Raw genomic sequence first — 21,384 nt, 5'->3', positions numbered from 1 at the left:
TTGTATTACAAGATATTATTAAAAAAACAACCATTAATTCTATTTTAGGGTTTGCATTCAGAAATCTTGCAAGATTATCAATACATGATAAGGATTTCGAGAACTATACATTAAAAGCAATTGATCATTTTCTTATTAGCGGGTTGAAGCATGATGCGGTCAACATGATTATGTCAATGTTAGAGAGAATACAAGGGAAGGATAATCATGAAGCATTGGCACTAATCAATAAGGCCATTGAGTTGCAATCATCGGATAGCAGCTTGGACAAAAATAAAACAGCAGCACTGTATCAGAAAAAAGGGTCTATTTTAATAGATCTTGAAAAATACGAAGATGCCAAGGAACCTGTAATCACAGCATGCTCCTTAAGACGTGGATTAATTGGTGGTGAGATGGAGTTGCATGCTAGCCTTATAAAACTTGAGTTTATTTATAGGGGGCTGAAAGATGATGCTGCTGCGGATAAAATAAAAGAAGAGTATATGTTGCTAGAGTCTCATATAGACGATGCTGAATTTTTTATTGCCAGAGATGTTGCTGAATATTTGAAGGAGGGAAGCGAAGTTTCTCGTAGTAATTTAAACTCCATAATTAATGAGGAAAGCTCAGCGAATATTAAGCTTGGATATACAATGGCCAAGTATTTAAATGAAGAGTTGACTTTCACTGCGAAAATTGAATTACTAGATGAAGCATTGAAATATAGCCGAGAAATGAAAGATTACCACATGACATCTTTGATTTTCCAACAAATGGCTGAGGAATATCATAAAAATGAATATGTATCTATTGCAATAGAGAAATTGCAGGAAAGTTTAAGTTCTAACAAGAGTAACAAAATCGCATTTCAGAACATAATAACTCTACTTCTTCAAGAGAAGCAGCTGGAAGAAGCCTCGTGTTTGCTGAAGCAAAAAATAGAAGAGGTTGGGCAGTTACCTAATATTACATACATTTATGCGAAGGTTCGGTTTGAGTTAAGGGATTATAAGCTGGCATATAAGTTGTTTAAGCATGTAAGGAGTGGATCTTCTTCTGAAAATATTAAAGATATCGATGGTTATATTGTTAAGTGCATAGAGAATATAGATGAACTTGTACCTGAGGAGATCGTCTCAGAGCAAATTGTTAATGCTGATATCACATTAAATGACATATCAAAGGCATTAGATGATTTTTGTGCATCTGTATCTAGTCATTCTCGAATGCTTTATTGGAACAAGTGTGATGATGGTTACAAATGGGCATCTAAACCTGAAACTATAGCAAAGCATGCCTTATTAATGTTTTTTTCCGCCAGATTTGCACCTGGCTCAATCGAGTTAATACAAGAGCCCAGAGCTGGAGCAGGTTTTATAGATATCTATTTAGTCACGAATAATGGTGTTAAGGTGGTTATTGAACTAAAAATGTGTGGTAATGGATACAGTTCTAACTATGCATTATCGGGAGAGTCTCAGATATTACATTATCTTGAGAGTAGAAAAACAAATGTAGGTTTTTTGGTGGTTTTTGATTCTAGAACTAGAGACTTTTCGAAGGGTATACAATATTTTAAAAGTATCGATAATTACTCTATTTTCTCAAAAGTCGTTGATGTGCGTTCAATAATTGAGAAGTAAATTAACCAATAAGGTAAGATGAGTACCATTGAAGCATCTTACCTCTGCCTTTAAGGTAATGTGCATGATTATATGTACCTCGAATAGAGTTTTTATCAACATGCGCAAGCTGCATTTCAATCCATGCGCTTTCGAAACCATGCTCATGCAAGATGGTGCTCATAGTATGCTTGAAGCCATGACCAGTTAACCGACCATGATAACCAAGCAATTTTATCACTTTGTTAATGCTGGCTTCACTCATCGGTTTCCTGACATCATTGCGACCAGGGAAAACGAGGTTGTAATTGCCAGTAATTACTTGCAGTTGCCTCAGGATGCTAAGGGCCTGAGTAGATAACGGGACCAGATGGGGGCGACGCTTCTTCATCCGTTCTTTGGGGATTTCCCATAAGGCATTATCCAAATCAAACTCAGCCCATTCTGCGGCACGTAGTTCGATTGTGCGCACACCTGTGAGCATCAGCAACTGTGTGGCATATTTGGTTACTAAACTGCCTTGAAAGTTTTCCAGAGCGTTGACAAAAGCAGGCAATTCATTTTCAGTCAGGAACGGGAAGTGTTGAGTTTTAGGTTTACTGAGTGCAATAGCTAAATCGGGTGCAAAATTATACTTTGCTCTACCAGTGGCAACAGCATAACGAAGCACTTCACCGCAGCGGCGGCGGATCTTGCTGGTTTGCTCTAGCGCACCTCTTTTCTCAATTTTTTGCAGGACGGTGAGCAGCTCTAGTGGTTCAATCTGCTCAATTGGGCGCTGGCCGATAAAAGGAAAAATATCCTTTTCCAGACAATTGAGAACTTCTTTTGCATACCCCTCTGACTAGGTGGCTTTTTTCGATGAGTGCCATTCTCTGGCCACTGACTCAAAGCTGTTCTCATGTGCAAACTGCAAAGCAATCTTATCTGCTTTTCTGGCTTCACTTGGGTTGATCCCTTTGGCCAACATCGAACGCGCTTCATCACGTTTAGCACGTGCTTGTGCCAATGACACATCGCCATATACACCGAAGGAAATCATCTTAGGCTTACCTGCAAAGCGATAGCGGAAACGCCAGCCTTTACTGCCCGTTGTGTCGATGAGGAGTGATAGCCCCATACCATCGTTAAGCGTATAGGGTTTGTCCTTCGGTTTTGCTTGTTTTATTTGGATGTCAGATAACAGCATGTGTATAGAAAAAAGATCGAACTCAGTTATACACAATGTTATACGCAGAGATGTATAGATTCCATTAGAAATAATGGCACTTTGCTGGACAAGTAAAAGGAGATGAGTGCAGTTAAAACAGTGGGTTATGGAATTAATTAGACTTAGTGAGAAGTGTTCATGGTGTCCCCTGCAGGAATCGAACCTGCAACTAGCCCTTAGGAGGGGCTCGTTATATCCATTTAACTAAGGGGACGAAGCGGCACGAGTATAGCGTTTTTTACTCTCAACGGTAAGTCTCAGGCTGCCTGACTGCTCAAACAGTCGCCATTCAGGTCTGTTTTTTCTGGTTTTTCTGTGGTTGGGCTTCCCGCTTTGCTTGCAACCTGGCTTCTTCCTTGCGTTTATTGCTCATATCATTGCGGATCTGCGCGTGGCTCATCAGCGCAAAGATAAATGTCCCGCCACAGATATTTCCGGCCAGTGTCGGTAAGGCAAAAGGCCAGAAAAAGTCGCCCCAGTGCAGTGTTCCATTAAAGACCAGATAGAGAATTTCAACTGAACCCACGACGATATGTGTGGTATCGCCTAAGGCAATCAGCCAGGTCATCAGGACAATGACGACAATCTTTGCGGCTCCGGCGGCGGGAAACATCCAGACCATCGTGGCAATCAACCATCCGGAGACAATGGCATTAGCAAACATCTCCGTCGGGTTATTTTTCATTACATCCATGCCTATTTTGATGAAGGCGTCGCGGGTCGCCTCATCAAAAATCGGCATGTATTCAAACGCCCATGCTGCAACTCCGGTGCCCACAATATTACCCAGTAGTACTACGCCCCACAGACGCATCAACAGACCAAAATTGCCGAGGGTGGGGTTTTGCATAACGGGTAAGACGGCGGTGACGGTATTTTCCGTAAAGAGTTGTTGGCGGGCCATAATCACAATAATAAAGCCGAAGGTATAACCGAGATTCTCCAGCAAAAATCCGCCGGGAACACCCTCCAGTTGTACGTGAAAAATTCCCTTTGCCAGCAGTGAGGCTCCCATTGACAGTCCGGCTGCGATGGCTGACCACAATAGCGCCATCGCGTCGCGTTCCATCTCTTTTTCTCCGTCCTGGCGGATATGTTCGTGGATCGCCATTGCTCGTGAGGGGAGCCTGTCCTCATTGAGCTCTATCTTTTTTCCGCTCCGCTTTTCTTCGCTTTCCACCTGGAGTTCGTCGCTGTGACGATCAATCTTCTCTTTTTCGATGTCAGTCATACCAGTATCCTGAATAAGCACGTATTGCTAAAGCGTAGCGGTTTTTATTTGAAGGCTGGTGGATAAAGTCTGAAATCGCAAAAATGGTAACGCATGTTTTTATTGGCTTCGTTAAAATGAACCATCACTGTGTCTGTATTACCAGGCTATGATCAAATCAGTAAGTTAGGGCATATAGACATCGATTGACGTGCTGTTACAATCGCTCACATCTAATCAGGCGGATACATCATCGTTCCGTCATGGATGGCAATCAGCGATAGCCATAATACACAGGGAGACACTTATGAAGCTTCGCCTGTCGGCGCTTGCGCTGGGAACCACACTTTTGGTGGGGTGTGCGAGCTCCGGTACTGAACAGCAGGGGCGTTCGGACCCATTTGAAGGGTTCAACCGCACCATGTACAACTTCAACTTTAATGTGTTGGATCCATACGTTGTTCGCCCGGTGGCTGTAGCCTGGCGTGATTATGTTCCGCAGCCGGCCCGTAATGGTTTGAGCAACTTTACGGGCAACCTTGAAGAACCGGCTGTCATGGTTAACTATTTCCTGCAAGGCGACCCCTATCAGGGGATGGTGCATTTTACCCGTTTCTTCCTGAATACCTTGCTAGGTATGGGCGGGTTTATTGATGTGGCGGGGATGGCGAATCCGAAGTTGCAGCGTGTTGAACCACACCGCTTCGGCAGCACATTAGGCCACTATGATGTAGGTTACGGTCCATATATGCAGCTTCCGTTCTACGGCAGTTTCACGCTGCGTGATGATGGCGGCGATATGGTGGATACGCTGTATCCGGTTCTGTCCTGGTTAACCTGGCCGTTGTCGATAGGTAAATGGACGGTTGAAGGAATTGAAACGCGTGCGCAACTGCTCGATTCTGACGGGCTGCTGCGCCAATCTTCAGATCCTTACATTATGGTGCGTGAAGCTTACTTCCAGCGTCATGACTTTATTGCGAATGGCGGTAAACTCAAACCCGAAGAAAACCCGAACGCAAAAGATATTCAGGATGAGTTAAAAGAGATCGATTCTGAGTAAGGAATTGAGGCAAATAAAAAGGTGAGCTAAAAAGCTCACCTTTTTTACGTCTGATGAAAATCAGAATGCGTAGTTCAGGTTCATACCGTACAGCCAGGCTTTCCCTTCTGATTCGAAGGAGTACGGGCCTTCTTCGAATTTCACTTTCTGACCGTGCATATAAGAAATGCCGACATCCAATGAAGCATCTTTATTAAACGCATAGGTGGTACCCGCACTCAGCCAGAAGCGGTCCTGATCCGGAATAGAGATGGAACGGCGGTTAGCTGGAACTGGGCTATCATCGAAGGCGATACCGGTACGGAATGTCCAGGTGTCATCGTAGTAATAGGTAGTACCCAGCGCGATACGGTAAGAATCTTTGAAACCTTCTTCTTTATAGAACAGAGTCTGGCCGTTGCTGCCTTTTGCTTTAAGCTCCTGGAACTGACTCCAACTGGTATATGCCATGCTGTAGTGAACCGCCCACTGTGGCGCAACGCGGTTATAACCTGAGAACTCCCACATTTCTGGCAGGTTCAGATCAAGTGAACCGTCGATTGTGTTGCCGTTAGTGCCAGCAGGCAGGCTCGCGAACACCGGGCGCAACTGCGCGGGAATACGGTCCATTGATGGCAGGCTGCTGCGGTAATCACCGTCGAAGTCAACTTTTACTTCCGAACGGTAGGTGAAACCGTAACGGTTGTCTTTATCCACTTCATAAAGAATACCGGCGTTCCAGCCGAAGCCCCATTCGTCACCCTTCAGGCGCGCAATCTGGGTATCTGCCGGGTATTGTGCGGCCAGTGCGGGAGGAACCCGGCCACCAGAGCCTGCAACGATTTGCTGCGGCAGATCGCCTGCATAACGCTCAAGCTTCGCTTTGGCATAGACGGCGTTAAAACCGAGGCCGAAGCTAAAATGATTATTCAGACGGTAGGCGCCGCTCAGGTTTAAGTTGAGCGTTTCCAGGTCGGTTTTTCCGCCCATCGAGCCGGCTGCATAATTATTGTTAAACTCCGTTGCCAGACCATAGTTAGAGGTAACTGACGCCCCCCAACCAAATTGATCGTTAATTGGGGCAACAAAGTGCACGTTCGGTATCCAGGCGGTTGGGGCGATATTATCCTGGCTGGCGTCGTTACCAATACGTGAGCGTCCGGAAATATCGACATCCGGGTCAACGAAAATCGCACCAGCAGAGAAAGTAGGGCGATCAAACATCATGATCAGCGCGGGGTTACGACTGGCGTTACCTGCATCATCTGCAATAGCGCCTTCACCCGAATATGCCCGGCCAAGGCCAGAGGAAGAAAATTCGTTTAGCTGAAAGCCTGCAGACCAGGCCTGTGTGGAGATAATTGCCACTGCGACTGCGAGAGCAGACTTTGTAAACAGGGTTTTCTGGCTCATGACCATAACCTCATAGATTTATTTTTATACAAACTATGTTACATGCCGTAACAGGAGCGCGAAGTGTAGGGTCTGAGGTACCACATAGAAATCAGACCAGTGGCGAGAGTATAGGTCGGACCAGCCAGAATGTTGCAAGTATGTTTATAAATATTTTCAATTCTGATCTAAGAAACGCGATCCAGCTGGCAAAATTGCGGGTACGCGCACTCACCTGTTTGGGCGATTTTTGTTTTAGATCATTTTTAAGTGTGATTTCGGTCACTTATCTCATTTCATACAATTAACGACTGGAGAGGCGAATAATGGGAGCGTAAAATATCCCCATCGTTTATCTGGCACCTCAGGTGCGAATACAGAGGAAATCTACAATGAGTAAATGCAGTGCTGATGAAACCCCGGTTTGCTGCTGTATGGATGTTGGCACCATCATGGACAACTCCGATTGCACCGCTTCCTACAGCCGCGTGTTCGCGAATCGCGCAGAGGCAGAAGAAACGCTGGCCGCTCTGACTGAGAAGGCACGCAGCGTGGAATCTGAACCTTGCAAAATCACCTCGACTTTCACTGAAGAGTCTGAGGGTGTGCGTCTGGATATCGACTTTGTTTTTGCCTGTGAAGCTGAAACGCTGATTTTCCAGCTGGGCTTGCGTTAATCCCTTCTGCTAATGCCCTTACCATCTTGTGGCAAGGGCATTTTCGTAACAGTCAGTGACTATTCACTGTGTCATAGCTCTCACTTTCTTTTCTCCCCGCTTGGCTAAATGTAAAAAATTGGTTAAGACTGTGATCAGGTCAGACCACTTATTTTTATTTTTTACAGGGGAGTGTTATGAGTCAGGCTTTACCGCTGGTTACCCGCCAGGGCGACCGTATCGCCATCGTGAGCGGGTTGCGTACGCCATTTGCCCGTCAGGCTACCGCGTTTCATGGCATTCCCGCCGTTGATTTGGGAAAAATGGTTGTTAGTGAATTGCTGGCCCGCAGCGAAATACCCGCTGACGTGATTGAACAGCTGGTTTTTGGCCAGGTGGTTCAAATGCCAGAAGCCCCCAATATTGCCCGGGAAATCGTTCTGGGAACCGGGATGAATGTGCATACGGATGCTTACAGCGTAAGCCGGGCTTGTGCAACCAGCTTTCAGGCCGTGGCGAATGTTGCAGAAAGCCTGATGGCCGGTACTATTCGTGCTGGGATTGCCGGCGGCGCAGATTCCTCTTCCGTTCTGCCTATTGGCGTCAGCAAAAAGCTGGCGCGAGTACTGGTGGATGTCAATAAAGCCCGCACAACCGGACAACGTCTGAAGCTCTTCTCCCGATTGCGCTTGCGCGATCTGATGCCTGTGCCACCGGCTGTTGCTGAGTACTCCACCGGTTTGCGTATGGGGGATACCGCCGAGCAAATGGCCAAAACCTATGGTATTACCCGAGAGCAGCAGGACGCGCTGGCGCACCGTTCTCATCAGCGCGCGGCTCAGGCATGGTCTGAAGGAAAACTTGCGGATGAGGTGATGACGACCTACGCCCCCCCCTTTAAAGATCCTTTTTCAGAAGATAACAATATTCGCGGTAACTCGACGATGGCGGATTACGCCAGGTTGCGTCCGGCATTTGACAGAAAACACGGTACCGTTACGGCGGCCAACAGCACGCCGTTAACAGATGGCGCTGCCGCCGTGATTTTGATGACGGAATCGCGTGCGAAAGAGTTAGGACTGGTACCGCTGGGATATCTGCGTAGTTTTGCCTTTACCGCCATTGATGTCTGGCAGGACATGCTGTTGGGACCTGCATGGTCGACACCGCTTGCCCTGGAGCGCGCTGGGTTAACCATGGCGGATTTAACGCTTATTGATATGCATGAAGCTTTTGCCGCACAAACGCTGGCGAACCTCCAGTTGCTGGGCAGTGAGCGTTTTGCCCGCGAAGTGTTGGGGCGTTCCCATGCCACAGGTGAGGTCGATGACAGTAAATTCAACGTGTTGGGTGGATCAATTGCCTATGGACACCCCTTCGCCGCTACCGGTGCACGAATGATCACCCAAACCCTCAATGAATTACGCCGTCGTGGCGGCGGTTTTGGCTTAGTCACCGCATGTGCGGCAGGTGGTCTGGGTGCGGCAATGGTTCTGGAGGCAGAATAATGGAAATGACATCGGCTTTTACGCTCAACGTGCGTCTGGATAACGTCGCTGTTGTCTCCATTGATGTACCCGGAGAAAAAATGAATACCCTGAAAGCGGAGTTTGCTTCTCAGGTTAGGGCCATTCTGAAACAAATTCGCGACAATAAAGCGTTGCGTGGCGTCGTTTTCATTTCGGCGAAACCCGATAATTTTATCGCCGGTGCCGATATCAATATGATAGGCGATTGCCGCAGCGCGCAGGAAGCTGAAACGCTGGCCCGTCAGGGGCAGCAGATCATGGCGGAAATTAATGCATTGCCGATCCCGGTTGTCGCCGCGATTCATGGTGCCTGTCTGGGCGGTGGGCTGGAGATGGCGCTGGCCTGCCATAACCGTATCTGTACCGATGATGTTAAAACCGTGCTGGGTTTACCGGAAGTGCAGCTAGGCCTGCTTCCCGGTTCCGGAGGCACCCAGCGATTACCCCGTCTTATTGGTGTCAGTACAGCGCTGGATATGATCCTGACAGGAAAACAGCTCCGGGCAAAACAGGCGCTCAAGGTGGGGTTGGTGGACGAAGTTGTACCACAGACCATTTTGCTGGAAGCCGCGGTTGAACTGGCCAAAAAAGACAGTTCGGCGCACCGGGTGCTGCCCGTACGTGAACGTGTGTTGGCGGGGCCGTTGGGACGTGCGCTGCTGTTTCGTATGGTCAGCAAAAAGACGGCGCAAAAAACGCTGGGCAACTACCCTGCAACGGACCGCATTCTTGAGGTGATCGAAACCGGTCTCGCACAGGGCAGCAGCAGCGGCTATGAGGCGGAAGCCCGCGCGTTTGGCGAGCTGGCGATGACTTCGCAGTCTAAGGCACTACGGAACATCTTTTTTGCCAATACCGATGTGAAAAAGGATCCCGGCAGTGAAGCGAAGCCCGGCCCGCTGAATAGCGTCGGTATTTTGGGCGGTGGCCTGATGGGCGGCGGTATTGCTTATGTCACTGCCTGTAAAGGTGGCTTGCCGGTACGCATCAAAGATATTAATGCTAAAGGAATCAACCACGCGCTGAAGTACAGTTGGGATCAACTTGAAACGAAGGTTCGTCGCCGTCATATCAAGGCAGGTGAACGTGACAAACAACTGGCGCTGATTTCGGGAACCACCGATTATCGCGGTTTTGCTCATCGTGATCTGATTATTGAAGCGGTGTTTGAAGATCTGTCGTTAAAACAACAGATGGTGGCAGAAATTGAACAGAATTGTGCCCCTCATACTATTTTTGCATCGAACACCTCATCTTTGCCTATTGGTGATATTGCGGCTAATGCTGCCAGACCTGAACAGGTAATTGGTCTGCACTTCTTTAGTCCGGTAGAAAAAATGCCACTGGTGGAAGTGATCCCGCATGCAACAACCTCTGAGCAGACGATTGCCACAACCGTTAAGTTAGCGAAAAAACAGGGCAAAACACCGATTGTTGTCCAGGATAAGGCTGGCTTTTACGTAAACCGAATTTTAGCGCCTTACATCAACGAAGCGATTCGCATGCTGACCGAAGGCGAACGTGTCGACACGATTGATGCCGCGCTGGTTAAGTTTGGTTTTCCGGTAGGGCCAATCCAACTTTTGGATGAGGTCGGAATTGATACGGGCACTAAAATTATACCAGTGCTTGAGGCCGCATATGGAGAACGTTTTAGCGCGCCTGCAAATGTTGTTGCTTCAATTTTGAATGACGATCGCAAAGGTAGAAAAAATGGTCGGGGTTTCTATCTTTATGGCGCGAAAGGGCGTAAAAGCAAAAAACAGGTCGACCCTGCAATTTATACGCTTATTGGCGTCCAGGGTCAGGGCCAACTCGCAGCCCCGCAAATTGCCGAGCGGTGTGTCATGTTAATGCTTAACGAAGCAGCACGCTGTTTTGGTGAGCAGGTCGTCCGCAGCGCACGTGATGGTGATATCGGCGCTGTATTTGGTATTGGTTTTCCGCCATTCCTCGGCGGCCCGTTCCGGTATATGGATTCTCTCGGTGCGGGTGAAGTGGTTGCGGTTCTGCAACGACTGTCCACGCAATATGGTTCACGGTTTACACCGTGTGAACAGTTATTGCAGATGGCGGAACGTGGTGAAAGATTCTGGAATATCGGGGAAACTGACCTGAATTCATGAGGTCAAAGGTAGGATGAATCCGCACTGAATGTATGTGTCACGCTCAAAATGTAAACAGAGATTGACTATACTTACGCCGTTGAGGTAAAAAACAGCGTTTCATTCGGTGAATGGATAAGGCACAATGCCGGCCACCACATAGTTACCACTGCCAATAGGGGCTTTGTGTAAACGTGTCGGTGATTCTGGTTAACAAAAGCGGTGCAATATGCAAGTTTTTATCATGCGTCACGGCGACGCGGCCCTCGATGCCGCCAGTGATTCGGTTCGTCCTTTAACCTCTTGTGGTTGTGACGAATCTCGCCTGATGGCGAACTGGCTGAAAGGTCAAAAAGTGGATATCGAACGTGTTCTGGTGAGCCCGTTCCTACGAGCCGAACAGACGCTGGATGTGGTGGGAGAATGTATGAACCTGCCAGCCGGTGTGGATGTTTTGCCGGAGCTGACTCCCTGCGGCGATGTCGGTCTGGTCAGCGCCTATTTACAGGCTCTGGCCAATGAAGGTATCGCGACGGCGCTGGTGATTTCTCACTTACCGTTAGTGGGATATCTGGTGTCTGAGCTTTGCCCAGGTGAAACGCCGCCGATGTTTACCACATCTGCGATAGCCAGCGTAACGCTTGATGAGAGCGGAAAGGGCATTTTTAACTGGCAGATGAGCCCGTGTAATTTGAAAATGGCAAAAGCGATTTAATCGAATCCGTGCCATGTTTCATCGTCTGGATATGGCAGAATCGCCATCCGGAAAATAAAAGAGCCGCAAATGCGGCTCTTTTTGTTTCTGAATTGCTGCCTCAGGGAAGTTCAGGTGGCAACCACTCTTCCACTTCGATCAATACCAGCAGTGCGGCATCGCCACCGTACTCTTTCGGTGCCTGATGGAAGGCCATCACATGCGGATGTTGTGCCAGCCACAGCGGCGTTTGCTGTTTCAGAATGTGCTTCCCGTGGCCATGCATTACGCAGGCGCAAAAGACATGCTCACGACGACAGGCGGCAATCAATGCACCGAGCTCCTGTTTGGCCTGTTGTTGCGTCAATCCGTGCAAATCAAGAAACAGCTCCGGGGAGTAATCACCACGGCGCATTTTCTTCAGTTCGAAATGGCTGACGTCGGCACGCAGGTATCTTACCGGGCCGTCCGTATTCAGCAGCGGCTGAAACTCATCCGAGAAATAGTGGCTGGCATCAGCCTGCTCCTGTAGCAGTCTTTTAACCGGAACCTCGGCAATTTTTTTACGTGGAGGTCGGTGAACAATGGTGTCCTGTTTAATTTTACGCGTGCCGGTCATCAGCTGGCGAAACAGCGTCTGATCCTCCTCGCTGAGCGATGTTTTCTTTTTCATTCGAGAGTCTCAACTTTTATTTTCCGTTAGTTTAACCCGACTCGACGGGCATCCGATCGCTTAAAACGCAATTTTCGCGTTCAGGCTCCGTGTGAATGCTGATTTATCGCCGTCTTCGTGGCAAACTAGCCGCCGAATTTAATGCGAGCATGCCCTGGAGGAATACGTGGATAAAATTTTCGTCGATGAAGCAGTGAGTGAACTGCATACCATTCAGGACATGTTGCGTTGGGCGGTCAGCCGTTTTAGCGCAGCGAACATCTGGTATGGCCATGGTACGGATAACCCGTGGGATGAGGCCGTACAGCTGGTGCTGCCGTCTCTTTATCTACCGCTGGATATTCCTGAGGACATGCGTACCGCACGTCTGACATCCAGCGAGCGTCATCGTATTGTTGAGCGTGTGATTCGTCGCGTCAACGAGCGTATTCCGGTGGCTTACCTGACCAACAAGGCCTGGTTCTGCGGGCATGAATTCTATGTTGATGAGCGCGTGCTGGTTCCGCGTTCGCCTATTGGCGAGCTGATCAATAACCGCTTTGCGGGTCTTATCAACGAGCAGCCGCAGCATATCCTCGATATGTGCACCGGCAGCGGTTGTATTGCTATCGCCTGCGCCTATGCCTTCCCGGAAGCTGAAGTGGATGCGGTTGATATTTCAACGGATGCGCTGGCGGTTACCGAACACAATATTGAAGAGCACGGTCTGATTCATCACGTAACGCCGATCCGTTCCGACCTGTTCCGCGATCTGGTGAAAATCCAGTATGACCTGATTGTCACTAACCCACCGTATGTTGATGCGGAAGACATGTCAGACCTGCCGAACGAATACCGTCATGAGCCTGAACTGGGTCTGGCATCCGGTAGTGATGGACTGAAGCTGACTCGCCGTATTTTGGGCAATGCTCCGGACTACCTGTCTGATAACGGTATTCTGATTTGTGAAGTCGGAAACAGCATGGTACATCTGATAGAGCAATACCCTGATGTGCCGTTTACCTGGCTGGAATTCGACAACGGTGGAGACGGTGTATTCATGCTGACCAAAGAGCAGTTGATCGCCGCTCGTGAGCACTTCAGTATTTACAAAGACTAAATACACGCGCAGATACACAACACGCATAACGGAGCCGTGATGGCAGGAAATACAATTGGGCAACTCTTTCGCGTAACAACCTTCGGCGAATCACACGGGCTGGCGCTCGGTTGTATTGTCGATGGTGTTCCGCCGGGCATTTCTCTGACAGAAGCTGACCTGCAGCACGATCTCGACAGACGCCGTCCGGGCACATCGCGCTACACTACGCAGCGTCGTGAGCCGGATCAAGTGAAGATCCTCTCCGGCGTATTCGACGGCGTTACCACAGGCACCAGCATTGGCCTGCTGATCGAAAATACCGATCAGCGTTCACAGGATTATGGCGCGATTAAGGACGTTTTTCGTCCGGGACACGCCGACTATACCTACGAGCAGAAATACGGCTTGCGTGATTACCGTGGCGGTGGACGTTCATCCGCTCGTGAAACGGCAATGCGTGTAGCGGCGGGAGCAATCGCCAAGAAATATCTGGCGGAAAAATTCGGCGTTAAAATCCGTGGTTGTCTGACTCAAATGGGCGATGTTCCGCTGGAGATTAAAGACTGGTCTCAGGTCGAATTGAATCCCTTCTTTTGCCCGGACCCGGATAAAATCGAAGCGCTGGACGAATTGATGCGCGGGCTGAAAAAAGAGGGCGACTCCATTGGCGCCAAAGTCACCGTTGTTGCTGACGGTGTGCCGGCAGGTCTTGGCGAACCTGTATTCGACCGCCTGGATGCCGACATCGCCCATGCGCTGATGAGCATTAACGCCGTTAAGGGCGTTGAGATTGGCGACGGATTTGACGTTGTTGCGCTGCGCGGCAGCCAGAACCGAGATGAAATCACCAAAGACGGTTTCCAGAGTAATCATGCGGGTGGCATTTTGGGCGGGATCAGCAGCGGGCAACAAATTATTGCCCATATGGCGCTGAAACCGACGTCCAGCATCACTGTACCTGGGCGTACTATCAACCGCTTTGGTGAAGAAGTCGAAATGGTAACCAAAGGACGTCACGATCCGTGCGTTGGGATCCGCGCAGTGCCGATCGCGGAAGCGATGCTGGCTATTGTGTTGATGGATCACCTGTTGCGCCAGCGGGCGCAAAATGCGGATGTGAAGACTGACATTCCACGCTGGTAAGAAATGAAAAAAACGGCACTTGCGGCGCTGGCTCTGTTTGCCAGCACCGCCTGTCTGGCGGCGACGCCCTGGCAGAAAATTACCCATCCGGTTGCGGGTAGCGCACAGTCTATCGGCGCATTCTCCAATGGCTGTATCGTGGGGGCGGATACGCTTCCGGTACAGTCAGAACACTATCAGGTGATGCGCACCGATCAGCGTCGTTACTTTGGCCATCCGGACCTGGTGAGGTTTATCCAGCGCCTGAGTAATCAGGCCAATAGTCAGGGGCTGGGTACGGTGTTAATCGGCGATATGGGTATGCCGGCCGGTGGGCGATTCAATGGCGGTCACGCCAGCCACCAGACGGGACTGGATGTGGATATTTTCTTGCAACTGCCGAAAACGCGCTGGACCCAGTCGCAACTGCTGCGACCGCAGGCGTTAGATCTGGTCTCACAGGACGGCAAACGTGTTGTGCCGTCACTGTGGAAACCGGAGATTTTCAGCCTGATCAGGCTGGCTGCAAAAGATAATGAAGTAACGCGTATTTTCGTGAACCCGGCGATTAAGCAGCAACTTTGCCTGGATGCAGGGACCGACAGGGACTGGTTGCGTAAAGTGCGGCCATGGTTCCAGCATCGTGCGCATATGCATGTCCGGTTACGTTGCCCTGCCGACAGTCTTGAGTGCGAAGACCAACCGTTACCACCACCGGGTGACGGCTGCGGCGCGGAGTTGCAAAGCTGGTTCGAACCTCCAAAACCTGGAACCACCAAGCCTGAGAAGAAGACACCGCCGCCGTTGCCACCTTCCTGCCAGGCGCTACTGGACGAGCATGTACTCTAATGGATCATTTTGCCTCTCTGTTTATGGTGTCGCCACTGCTGTTAGGTGTGCTTTTTTTTGTGGCGATGCTGGCAGGTTTTATTGATTCTCTGGCCGGAGGCGGTGGTTTACTCACCATTCCGGCATTGATGGCGGCCGGGATGCCACCCGCGCAAGCGCTGGCGACCAATAAGCTGCAGGCCTGCGGGGGATCTATCTCTTCCTCCCTCTATTTTATTCGTCGTGGTGTGGTTAACCTGGCGGATCAGAAGCTCAATATCTTCATGACCTTTATCGGGTCAATGAGCGGCGCACTATTGGTTCAGCACGTGCAGTCAGATATTCTGCGCCAGATCCTGCCGGTTCTGGTTATCTGTATTGGCCTTTACTTCCTGTTGATGCCGAAAATCGGGGAAGAAGACCGACAGCGTCGATTGCACGGGTTGCCTTTTGCGCTGGTGGCCGGGGGATGCGTCGGCTTTTACGACGGTTTTTTTGGCCCGGCAGCGGGATCATTTTACGCGCTGGCCTTTGTCATGCTGTGTGGCTATAACCTCGCGAAGTCGACAGCCCATGCCAAAGTATTAAATGCCACATCGAATATTGGCGGGCTATTGCTGTTTGCTCTCGGCGGCAAAGTGATTTGGGCGACTGGGTTCGTGATGCTCATTGGCCAGTTTATTGGCGCACGGATGGGGTCGCGACTGGTGCTCAGCAAAGGACAAAAACTCATTCGGCCGATGATTGTCATTGTTTCCGCAGTGATGAGTGCCAAATTACTTTACGATAATCATGGACAGGAGATTCTCCACTGGCTGGGGATGAACTAATGAATAATACCCATCACTACGAACAGTTAATTGAGATTTTTAACGGCTGCTTTGCCGATGAATTTAATACCCGTCTGATTAAAGGCGACGACGAACCGATCTATCTTCCTGCCGATGCGGAATTACCGTATCACCGTATCGTTTTTGCGCATGGTTATTACGCCAGCGCGTTACACGAAATCTCACACTGGTGCATCGCCGGCAAGGCGCGCCGTGAGCTGGTCGATTTCGGTTACTGGTACTGCCCCGATGGACGCGACGCGAAGACGCAATGCCAGTTTGAAGATGTGGAAGTGAAGCCGCAGGCGTTTGACTGGCTGTTTTGCATGGCGGCGGGCTACCCGTTTAACGTCAGTTGCGACAACCTGGAAGGGGACTTTGAACCGGATCGCGTGGTATTCCAGCGTCGCGTTCATGCCCAGGTGATGGAGTACCTGGAACAGGGGATCCCCGAACGCCCGGCGCGTTTCATTAACGCACTACAGAATTATTATCACACGCCTGAACTTAAGGCGGAACAATTCCCGTGGCCCGAAGCGCTCAACTGACGCCGATGCCACGTTTACAATGAGGAAAGAAGATGATCGCGGAGTTTGAATCACGCATTCTGGCATTAATCGACGATATGGTAGAGCACGCCAGCGATGATGAGTTGTTTGCCAGTGGTTATTTGCGTGGGCACCTGACGCTGGCCGTTGCTGAACTGGACGGTGGGGAGGACCATTCCGCTGAGGCATTGTACGCCAATGTGACCAGCAGCCTGGAGAAAGCCATCAGCGCGGGCGAACTCTCGCCACGTGACCAGGCATTAGTGAAAGAGATGTGGGACACCTTGTTCCAGAAGGCGACAAAATAATCATTGAAGGAGATTGTGCCGGATGACGACACTGAGGTGTCTTATCCGGCCTACGTGGGCGGGTGTTTGTCGGCCTGATAAGTTGTAGGCCTGATAAGCGCAGCGCATCAGGCAATAATGAGATGGTATCTTACTTCACCGCTTTGCCCTTCAATAACTTCCGTACCCACAGACGATTCGGATTCAGCGCCGCCAGCGTGCTGGCATCCATTGGGATCGGTTCATCACTCATTTGCGCGGCCAGAATTTCTGCACATAGCGGGGCGGAACATAGCCCACGTGACCCCAGCGCGCCTAACATGAACAAATCCGGGTATACCGGTGCACTTAAAGCATGTTCTTTGTCTTCTGCAAGCCGGGCATACTGATCGAGAGTGGTGTTATAGTCCGGCACATTACCGACCATCGGTAAATGATCGCGCGTGGCACAACGGACGCCGCAACGGGCAGCATTGTCACTGACATTCACTTCTTTCGCCCATGCCGCATTCGGCAAGCAGTCGATCAAACGCTGACGGTTTTGTTGCTGGTCATCATGACGGAATGACGTCCCTTCACTCCCCCGATGATAGCTGGCGCCAATACAGTGCTGCTGATTTTCCGGGTTTTGCGGGGTAAGGTAGCCGTCGTAGCACAGAACCTGACGCAGTGCGGAAAGCGAAGGCGTCGTGGGAATGTGACTTACCTGACCGCCAACGGAATACACCGGTAGTGATTGAGTCTGTTCAAAACGGTGAATACAGTGCCCATTCGCCAGAACCACGACCTCATGTGTTGCCGCTTCTCCGCTGGCGAACTGCAGCTGCCAGCTATCGGTGTGATGAGCAAGTGAGGTCAGGGTGTGTTGGTACTGGGTACGTAACCCAAGCGTTGTCGCATAGTCGAGCACGGCAGTGGTGAGCTGTGCCGGACACAGCCATCCACCGGCCGGGTACTGGATGCCATCACATTCGGTCACAACGCCTGTGGTTTGCAAGATTTGGTCTGCGTCCACCCCGACGGCGAGTGCCTTGGGAAGTTCAAGTGACAGCATTTGGTTGATTTTCTGCTGGCTTTTCTCATCCCAGGCGAGTTGCGTGACACCACACCAGTCATGGGCAAAATTAACGGGTAGGGCATCGTACAGGCGACGAGCAAAGGTAAATGCGGTGGGGAAGAAAAGCGTAATCGCCGCATCATGTTTACTGAGCAACGGATAGAGTGCGCCCTGACGATTGCCGGAAGCACCCTGCGCGGGTTTATCGTCAGCGCAGTAGAGCGTGACCTGCCAGCCTCTGCGCAGTAGCGCCAGAGACAGTAATGCGCTGGCAATACCACCGCCAATAATGGCCGCTTCACGTTTCTTCGTTCCTGTACGCAAAAACCACGGTGCTGATGAAGGAGGCGTCATCGTCTGTTCCATCACGCCACACAGCATTTCACGTTTACGACCAAAACCTTTGCATTTCTGCATTGTAAAACCGGCATCCTGCAAGCCCCGACGGACAAAGCCTGCAGAAGTGAAGGTTGCCAGCGTGCCACCCGGACGGGCCAGTCTGGCCATGGCGTTAAACAGCGTTGGCGTCCACATATCGGGATTTTTGGCCGGCGCGAAGCCGTCCAGGAACCAGGCATCAACCTGTTGGTTCAGGGACTCGTCCAGCTTAGCGGTGAGTTCGTTGATGTCACCGAACCACAGATCCAGAGTAACCCGCCCCTCATCAAGCAGTAGACGATGGCAACCAGCCAGCGGCAGTGGCCACTGTGCCTGGAGTTGCTCTGTCCACGACGCCAGTTCCGGCCAGTGCTGATGCGCTAACGCCAGATCCTCACGAGTCAGCGGGAATTTTTCAAAACTGATGAAATGTAATCTTTCCAGGGTAGCGTCAGGGTGTGCGTTGCGAAAGGTGGCGAATGCCTGCCAGAGCGTGAGGAAGTTTAGCCCGGTACCAAAGCCACTTTCTGCCACCACGAACACCGGGCGAGGGTGCACAGGAAAACGTTCGGCGAGGTGGTTGCCACCGAGGAAAACGTAACGTGTCTCTTCCAGCCCGTTATCATTGGAAAAATAGACATCATCAAAATCTCGGGAAACAGGTGTACCCTCAGCGTTGAATTCAAGGTTGGCAGGTTGTATAGCGTATTGTTTCACGTAAGTTACTCGTCTGACAGGCTGTGCCCCGATCTTAACGAGGAGTGCCTGGCTGCGCAAATTTCCACATTAAATGGCTGATCGGACTTGTTCGGCGTACAAGTGTACGCTATTGTGCCACTCGAAACTTTAAAATAGTGCGACTTACAGAGGTATTGAATGAAACGTGCAGTGATTACTGGCTTGGGCATCGTTTCCAGCATCGGTAATAACCAGCAGGAAGTCCTGGCATCTCTGCGTGAAGGACGTTCAGGGATCACTTTCTCTCAGGAGCTGAAGGACTCCGGCATGCGTAGCCACGTCTGGGGCAACGTAAAACTGGATACCACTGGCCTCATTGACCGCAAAGTAGTGCGCTTTATGAGCGACGCATCCATCTATGCTTTCCTTTCTATGGAGCAGGCAGTGGCTGATGCCGGCCTTGCTGCAGAAGATTACCAGAACAATCCGCGCGTTGGCCTGATTGCAGGTTCCGGCGGCGGCTCCCCGCGTTTTCAGGTATTCGGTGCTGACGCAATGCGTAGCCCGCGCGGTCTGAAAGCGGTTGGCCCGTATGTGGTCACCAAAGCGATGGCATCCGGCGTTTCTGCCTGCCTCGCGACACCGTTCAAAATCCACGGCGTTAACTACTCCATCAGCTCTGCCTGTGCGACTTCTGCACACTGTATCGGCAACGCTGTTGAACAAATTCAGTTGGGCAAGCAGGACATCGTTTTTGCTGGCGGCGGCGAAGAGCTGTGCTGGGAAATGGCGTGCGAGTTCGACGCAATGGGCGCGCTGTCTACCAAATATAACGACAACCCGTCTCAAGCTTCCCGTACTTATGATGCACACCGTGACGGTTTTGTTATCGCAGGCGGTGGCGGTATGGTTGTTGTCGAAGAACTGGAACACGCACTGGCTCGTGGCGCGCACATCTATGCTGAAATCGTAGGTTACGGCGCAACGTCTGATGGCGCAGACATGGTTGCTCCGTCAGGTGAAGGTGCAGTTCGCTGCATGCAGATGGCGATGCACGGTGTTGATACCCCGATTGATTACCTGAACTCCCACGGTACTTCTACTCCGGTAGGCGACGTGAAGGAACTGGGCGCAATCCGCGAAGTCTTTGGCGATAACAGCCCGGCCATTTCTGCAACCAAAGCCATGACCGGTCACTCACTGGGTGCGGCTGGTGTTCAGGAAGCTATTTACTCTCTGCTGATGCTGGAGCACGGTTTTATTGCGCCGAGCATCAACATTGAAGAGCTGGATGAGCAAGCTGCAGGTCTGAACATCGTGACTAAACCGACCGAGCAAGCGTTGACGACTGTTATGTCTAACAGCTTCGGTTTTGGCGGCACCAATGCCACGCTGGTTATGCGTAAGCTGAAAGCATAAGTCTCGGCTCATGCCGTACACGAAAGGGAGCCGTCAGGCTCCCTTTTTTACTTATTCATCTTTTGTATTCTGGTGCGATCTCCGCAGACCATGCTTTCGCTCGGGTAATATCCCCGGCACTGTAGATGGGCTGTTCATAACGATCGCTAATATCGCGAACGCGATAAATTTTCCAGCGCCTGTCTTCCCAACGCGTATACACTTCCAGCAGCATGGGTGCCTGGCCTGTCGGCCCACCTAATTGTACGTCCACCTTTTCGCCACCGAGAAAGGGTTGAGCCGGTCCAACCCGTAACTGCGGGATCCATTCTGGGTCGTAATCCTGCACGTACATAAAGTAGTCAGAATCCCGTATTTCCTGCTCGTAAAGTGTATCAATGAGTGTCAGGCGATCGATAACGTCTTTTGCCACATAGCGTTGCATGAGTGCGGACGTGTCCCGATCTTGTGTATATGCGGACATCCATGCGAGATAGAATTGTTTAACATCCTGAGTGCTGTCACGGTGGGATGAAGAACAGCCACAAAGGAACAAAACCAGAGCAATCAGCGAGAACGCTTTCATTACTGTTTCCTGTAAATGGTGTATGACGGTTTTGCCGCCCGATAGCCAGGCCCCGCCCACCTATCACGTTGTCTAAAATCGGAGTACCACTCCTGACCGTCAAATATCGCCATATGACCGCTTGGGTTTCCTCCCTCATACGGCTGAATGATGATTACATCTCCTGCCCGGGGCTGTTCAACGTGGCCAATGGGGCTGAAACCGGCACTTTTTAGCATGGGGCCATAATCTTTAGCATGATAAGTATGCCCAAGAGTGATACCTCCTGCCTGAATAGCTTTGCGGGTAAATTCCGCGCAGCGTCCTTGAGAATGTGAACCCGCGTGTGATTTAGCATAATTAACCGCTGTTGTTTTATTCCAACTCATCATGACTCCTGTTAATGGAATAGGTAATAAATTCGTATGTTGCTTTAACAGGATTTAATCTGATGGGAATGGCCGATAGTGCTATTAATATCGTAAATATATTTGATT

The 21,384-nt window shown here is 50.4% G+C and carries 19 protein-coding genes, 1 tRNA gene and 1 pseudogene; 13 read left to right on the top strand and 8 right to left on the bottom strand.

The genetic code is table 11. From position 1 onward, the window contains the following. Window positions 1-1,625 (top strand): tetratricopeptide repeat protein (locus tag NNO02_RS18445; protein WP_271455447.1); only part of this gene is annotated, 1,625 nt, incomplete at its 5' end. A gap of 1 nt (window position 1,626) precedes the next feature. Here the strand turns inward: NNO02_RS18445 and NNO02_RS18440 are convergent. The 3 genes and pseudogenes from NNO02_RS18440 to NNO02_RS18430 all read right to left on the bottom strand — a co-directional run bounded on the left by NNO02_RS18440 (window position 1,627) and on the right by NNO02_RS18430 (window position 4,045). Further along, window positions 1,627-2,793: pseudogene (locus tag NNO02_RS18440) on the bottom strand (tyrosine-type recombinase/integrase). Between the two features lie 160 nt (window positions 2,794-2,953). Next, window positions 2,954-3,028, bottom strand: a tRNA-Arg gene (locus tag NNO02_RS18435). A 75-nt stretch (window positions 3,029-3,103) separates the two neighbouring features. Then, window positions 3,104-4,045: a formate/nitrite transporter family protein gene (locus tag NNO02_RS18430; RefSeq protein ID WP_271455446.1), complete on the bottom strand. Its 942-nt coding sequence runs from the start codon at window positions 4,043-4,045 to the stop codon at window positions 3,104-3,106. A gap of 286 nt (window positions 4,046-4,331) precedes the next feature. On the opposite strand from NNO02_RS18430, the gene mlaA reads away from it, so the two are divergent. After that, a complete protein-coding gene (mlaA, locus tag NNO02_RS18425) occupies window positions 4,332-5,087 on the top strand; it encodes a phospholipid-binding lipoprotein MlaA (protein WP_005129765.1) in 756 nt (251 codons plus the stop codon). Window positions 5,088-5,147: 60 nt separating this feature from the next. On the opposite strand, the gene fadL is transcribed toward mlaA, so the two are convergent. Beyond that, window positions 5,148-6,479 carry a long-chain fatty acid transporter FadL gene (gene fadL / locus NNO02_RS18420; RefSeq protein WP_005129763.1) on the bottom strand — a complete coding sequence of 444 codons (1,332 nt, stop codon included), beginning with the start codon at window positions 6,477-6,479 and terminating at the stop codon, window positions 5,148-5,150. A 371-nt stretch (window positions 6,480-6,850) separates the two neighbouring features. Here fadL and NNO02_RS18415 point away from each other — a divergent pair, with 371 nt between their 5' ends. The 4 genes from NNO02_RS18415 to sixA all read left to right on the top strand — a co-directional run bounded on the left by NNO02_RS18415 (window position 6,851) and on the right by sixA (window position 11,463). Then, window positions 6,851-7,135, top strand: coding sequence for a YfcZ/YiiS family protein (locus NNO02_RS18415; protein ID WP_137384194.1), 285 nt, complete (start codon window positions 6,851-6,853; stop codon window positions 7,133-7,135). 176 nt (window positions 7,136-7,311) lie between these two features. Further along, window positions 7,312-8,622 (top strand): acetyl-CoA C-acyltransferase FadI, encoded by a 1,311-nt coding sequence (gene fadI / locus NNO02_RS18410; RefSeq protein ID WP_271455445.1) that lies wholly within the window; start codon window positions 7,312-7,314, stop codon window positions 8,620-8,622. Next, entirely contained in the window at window positions 8,622-10,769 is a 2,148-nt protein-coding gene (gene fadJ / locus NNO02_RS18405; protein WP_271455444.1) for a fatty acid oxidation complex subunit alpha FadJ, read from the top strand. Before fadI ends, fadJ begins: the two co-directional genes overlap by 1 nt. A 208-nt stretch (window positions 10,770-10,977) precedes the next feature. Beyond that, a complete protein-coding gene (gene sixA / locus NNO02_RS18400) occupies window positions 10,978-11,463 on the top strand; it encodes a phosphohistidine phosphatase SixA (RefSeq protein WP_048211041.1) in 486 nt (161 codons plus the stop codon). Window positions 11,464-11,563: 100 nt separating this feature from the next. Here sixA and smrB read toward each other — a convergent pair whose 3' ends face one another. After that, window positions 11,564-12,115, bottom strand: a complete 552-nt coding sequence (smrB, locus tag NNO02_RS18395) for an endonuclease SmrB (protein ID WP_003839296.1) — start codon at window positions 12,113-12,115, stop codon at window positions 11,564-11,566. Window positions 12,116-12,281: 166 nt separating this feature from the next. On the opposite strand from smrB, the gene prmB reads away from it, so the two are divergent. Genes prmB through NNO02_RS18365 form a run of 6 tightly spaced genes read left to right on the top strand, consistent with a single transcriptional unit; the run spans window position 12,282 to window position 16,832 of the window. Next, entirely contained in the window at window positions 12,282-13,214 is a 933-nt protein-coding gene (gene prmB / locus NNO02_RS18390; protein WP_271440228.1) for a 50S ribosomal protein L3 N(5)-glutamine methyltransferase, read from the top strand. A 39-nt stretch (window positions 13,215-13,253) separates the two neighbouring features. After that, a complete protein-coding gene (aroC, locus tag NNO02_RS18385) occupies window positions 13,254-14,339 on the top strand; it encodes a chorismate synthase (protein WP_271455443.1) in 1,086 nt (361 codons plus the stop codon). A 3-nt stretch (window positions 14,340-14,342) separates the two neighbouring features. Beyond that, window positions 14,343-15,167: a penicillin-insensitive murein endopeptidase gene (gene mepA, locus NNO02_RS18380; RefSeq protein WP_003834823.1), complete on the top strand. Its 825-nt coding sequence runs from the start codon at window positions 14,343-14,345 to the stop codon at window positions 15,165-15,167. Beyond that, complete coding sequence (locus tag NNO02_RS18375; RefSeq protein WP_103014173.1) at window positions 15,167-15,976, top strand: sulfite exporter TauE/SafE family protein; 810 nt, start codon at window positions 15,167-15,169, stop codon at window positions 15,974-15,976. Before mepA ends, NNO02_RS18375 begins: the two co-directional genes overlap by 1 nt. Continuing rightward, window positions 15,976-16,524, top strand: a complete 549-nt coding sequence (locus tag NNO02_RS18370) for an elongation factor P hydroxylase (RefSeq protein ID WP_271440231.1) — start codon at window positions 15,976-15,978, stop codon at window positions 16,522-16,524. Before NNO02_RS18375 ends, NNO02_RS18370 begins: the two co-directional genes overlap by 1 nt. Before the next feature lie 32 nt (window positions 16,525-16,556). Next, window positions 16,557-16,832 carry a YfcL family protein gene (locus NNO02_RS18365; protein ID WP_005129722.1) on the top strand — a complete coding sequence of 92 codons (276 nt, stop codon included), beginning with the start codon at window positions 16,557-16,559 and terminating at the stop codon, window positions 16,830-16,832. 130 nt (window positions 16,833-16,962) lie between these two features. Here the strand turns inward: NNO02_RS18365 and mnmC are convergent, their stop codons facing one another. Next, window positions 16,963-18,963, bottom strand: a complete 2,001-nt coding sequence (gene mnmC, locus NNO02_RS18360; protein ID WP_271455442.1) for a bifunctional tRNA (5-methylaminomethyl-2-thiouridine)(34)-methyltransferase MnmD/FAD-dependent 5-carboxymethylaminomethyl-2-thiouridine(34) oxidoreductase MnmC — start codon at window positions 18,961-18,963, stop codon at window positions 16,963-16,965. A gap of 159 nt (window positions 18,964-19,122) precedes the next feature. Here mnmC and fabB point away from each other — a divergent pair, with 159 nt between their 5' ends. Then, on the top strand, window positions 19,123-20,343 hold the full coding sequence (fabB, locus tag NNO02_RS18355; protein WP_005129715.1) for a beta-ketoacyl-ACP synthase I: 1,221 nt from the start codon (window positions 19,123-19,125) through the stop codon (window positions 20,341-20,343). Between the two features lie 55 nt (window positions 20,344-20,398). On the opposite strand, the gene NNO02_RS18350 is transcribed toward fabB, so the two are convergent. Next, window positions 20,399-20,908: a YbjP/YqhG family protein gene (locus NNO02_RS18350; protein ID WP_271455441.1), complete on the bottom strand. Its 510-nt coding sequence runs from the start codon at window positions 20,906-20,908 to the stop codon at window positions 20,399-20,401. Beyond that, window positions 20,908-21,276, bottom strand: a complete 369-nt coding sequence (locus tag NNO02_RS18345) for an NlpC/P60 family protein (protein ID WP_271455448.1) — start codon at window positions 21,274-21,276, stop codon at window positions 20,908-20,910. The genes NNO02_RS18350 and NNO02_RS18345 overlap by 1 nt, the downstream gene beginning before the upstream one ends. Between the last annotated feature and the right edge of the window lie 108 nt (window positions 21,277-21,384).

Source organism: Citrobacter sp. Awk 2 (assembly GCF_028069815.1).
GTDB lineage: Bacteria > Pseudomonadota > Gammaproteobacteria > Enterobacterales > Enterobacteriaceae > Citrobacter.
Note: the sequence above shows the minus strand (reverse complement) of the source record. Positions and strands in the feature narration are given on the sequence as shown.

What these genes read in the sequence shown, in the direction of transcription:
- mepA (WP_003834823.1), top strand. Translation starts at nt 14,343, where the DNA reads ATGAAAAAAACGGCACTTGCGGCGCTGGCTCTGTTTGCCAGCACCGCC.
- fadI (WP_271455445.1), top strand. Translation starts at nt 7,312, where the DNA reads ATGAGTCAGGCTTTACCGCTGGTTACCCGCCAGGGCGACCGTATCGCC.
- NNO02_RS18370 (WP_271440231.1), top strand. Translation starts at nt 15,976, where the DNA reads ATGAATAATACCCATCACTACGAACAGTTAATTGAGATTTTTAACGGC.
- fadL (WP_005129763.1), bottom strand. Translation starts at nt 6,479, where the DNA reads ATGAGCCAGAAAACCCTGTTTACAAAGTCTGCTCTCGCAGTCGCAGTG.
- fadJ (WP_271455444.1), top strand. Translation starts at nt 8,622, where the DNA reads ATGGAAATGACATCGGCTTTTACGCTCAACGTGCGTCTGGATAACGTC.
- mlaA (WP_005129765.1), top strand. Translation starts at nt 4,332, where the DNA reads ATGAAGCTTCGCCTGTCGGCGCTTGCGCTGGGAACCACACTTTTGGTG.
- NNO02_RS18345 (WP_271455448.1), bottom strand. Translation starts at nt 21,276, where the DNA reads ATGAGTTGGAATAAAACAACAGCGGTTAATTATGCTAAATCACACGCG.
- NNO02_RS18375 (WP_103014173.1), top strand. Translation starts at nt 15,167, where the DNA reads ATGGATCATTTTGCCTCTCTGTTTATGGTGTCGCCACTGCTGTTAGGT.
- NNO02_RS18350 (WP_271455441.1), bottom strand. Translation starts at nt 20,908, where the DNA reads ATGAAAGCGTTCTCGCTGATTGCTCTGGTTTTGTTCCTTTGTGGCTGT.
- fabB (WP_005129715.1), top strand. Translation starts at nt 19,123, where the DNA reads ATGAAACGTGCAGTGATTACTGGCTTGGGCATCGTTTCCAGCATCGGT.
- smrB (WP_003839296.1), bottom strand. Translation starts at nt 12,115, where the DNA reads ATGAAAAAGAAAACATCGCTCAGCGAGGAGGATCAGACGCTGTTTCGC.
- aroC (WP_271455443.1), top strand. Translation starts at nt 13,254, where the DNA reads ATGGCAGGAAATACAATTGGGCAACTCTTTCGCGTAACAACCTTCGGC.
- NNO02_RS18365 (WP_005129722.1), top strand. Translation starts at nt 16,557, where the DNA reads ATGATCGCGGAGTTTGAATCACGCATTCTGGCATTAATCGACGATATG.
- NNO02_RS18430 (WP_271455446.1), bottom strand. Translation starts at nt 4,045, where the DNA reads ATGACTGACATCGAAAAAGAGAAGATTGATCGTCACAGCGACGAACTC.
- NNO02_RS18415 (WP_137384194.1), top strand. Translation starts at nt 6,851, where the DNA reads ATGAGTAAATGCAGTGCTGATGAAACCCCGGTTTGCTGCTGTATGGAT.
- sixA (WP_048211041.1), top strand. Translation starts at nt 10,978, where the DNA reads ATGCAAGTTTTTATCATGCGTCACGGCGACGCGGCCCTCGATGCCGCC.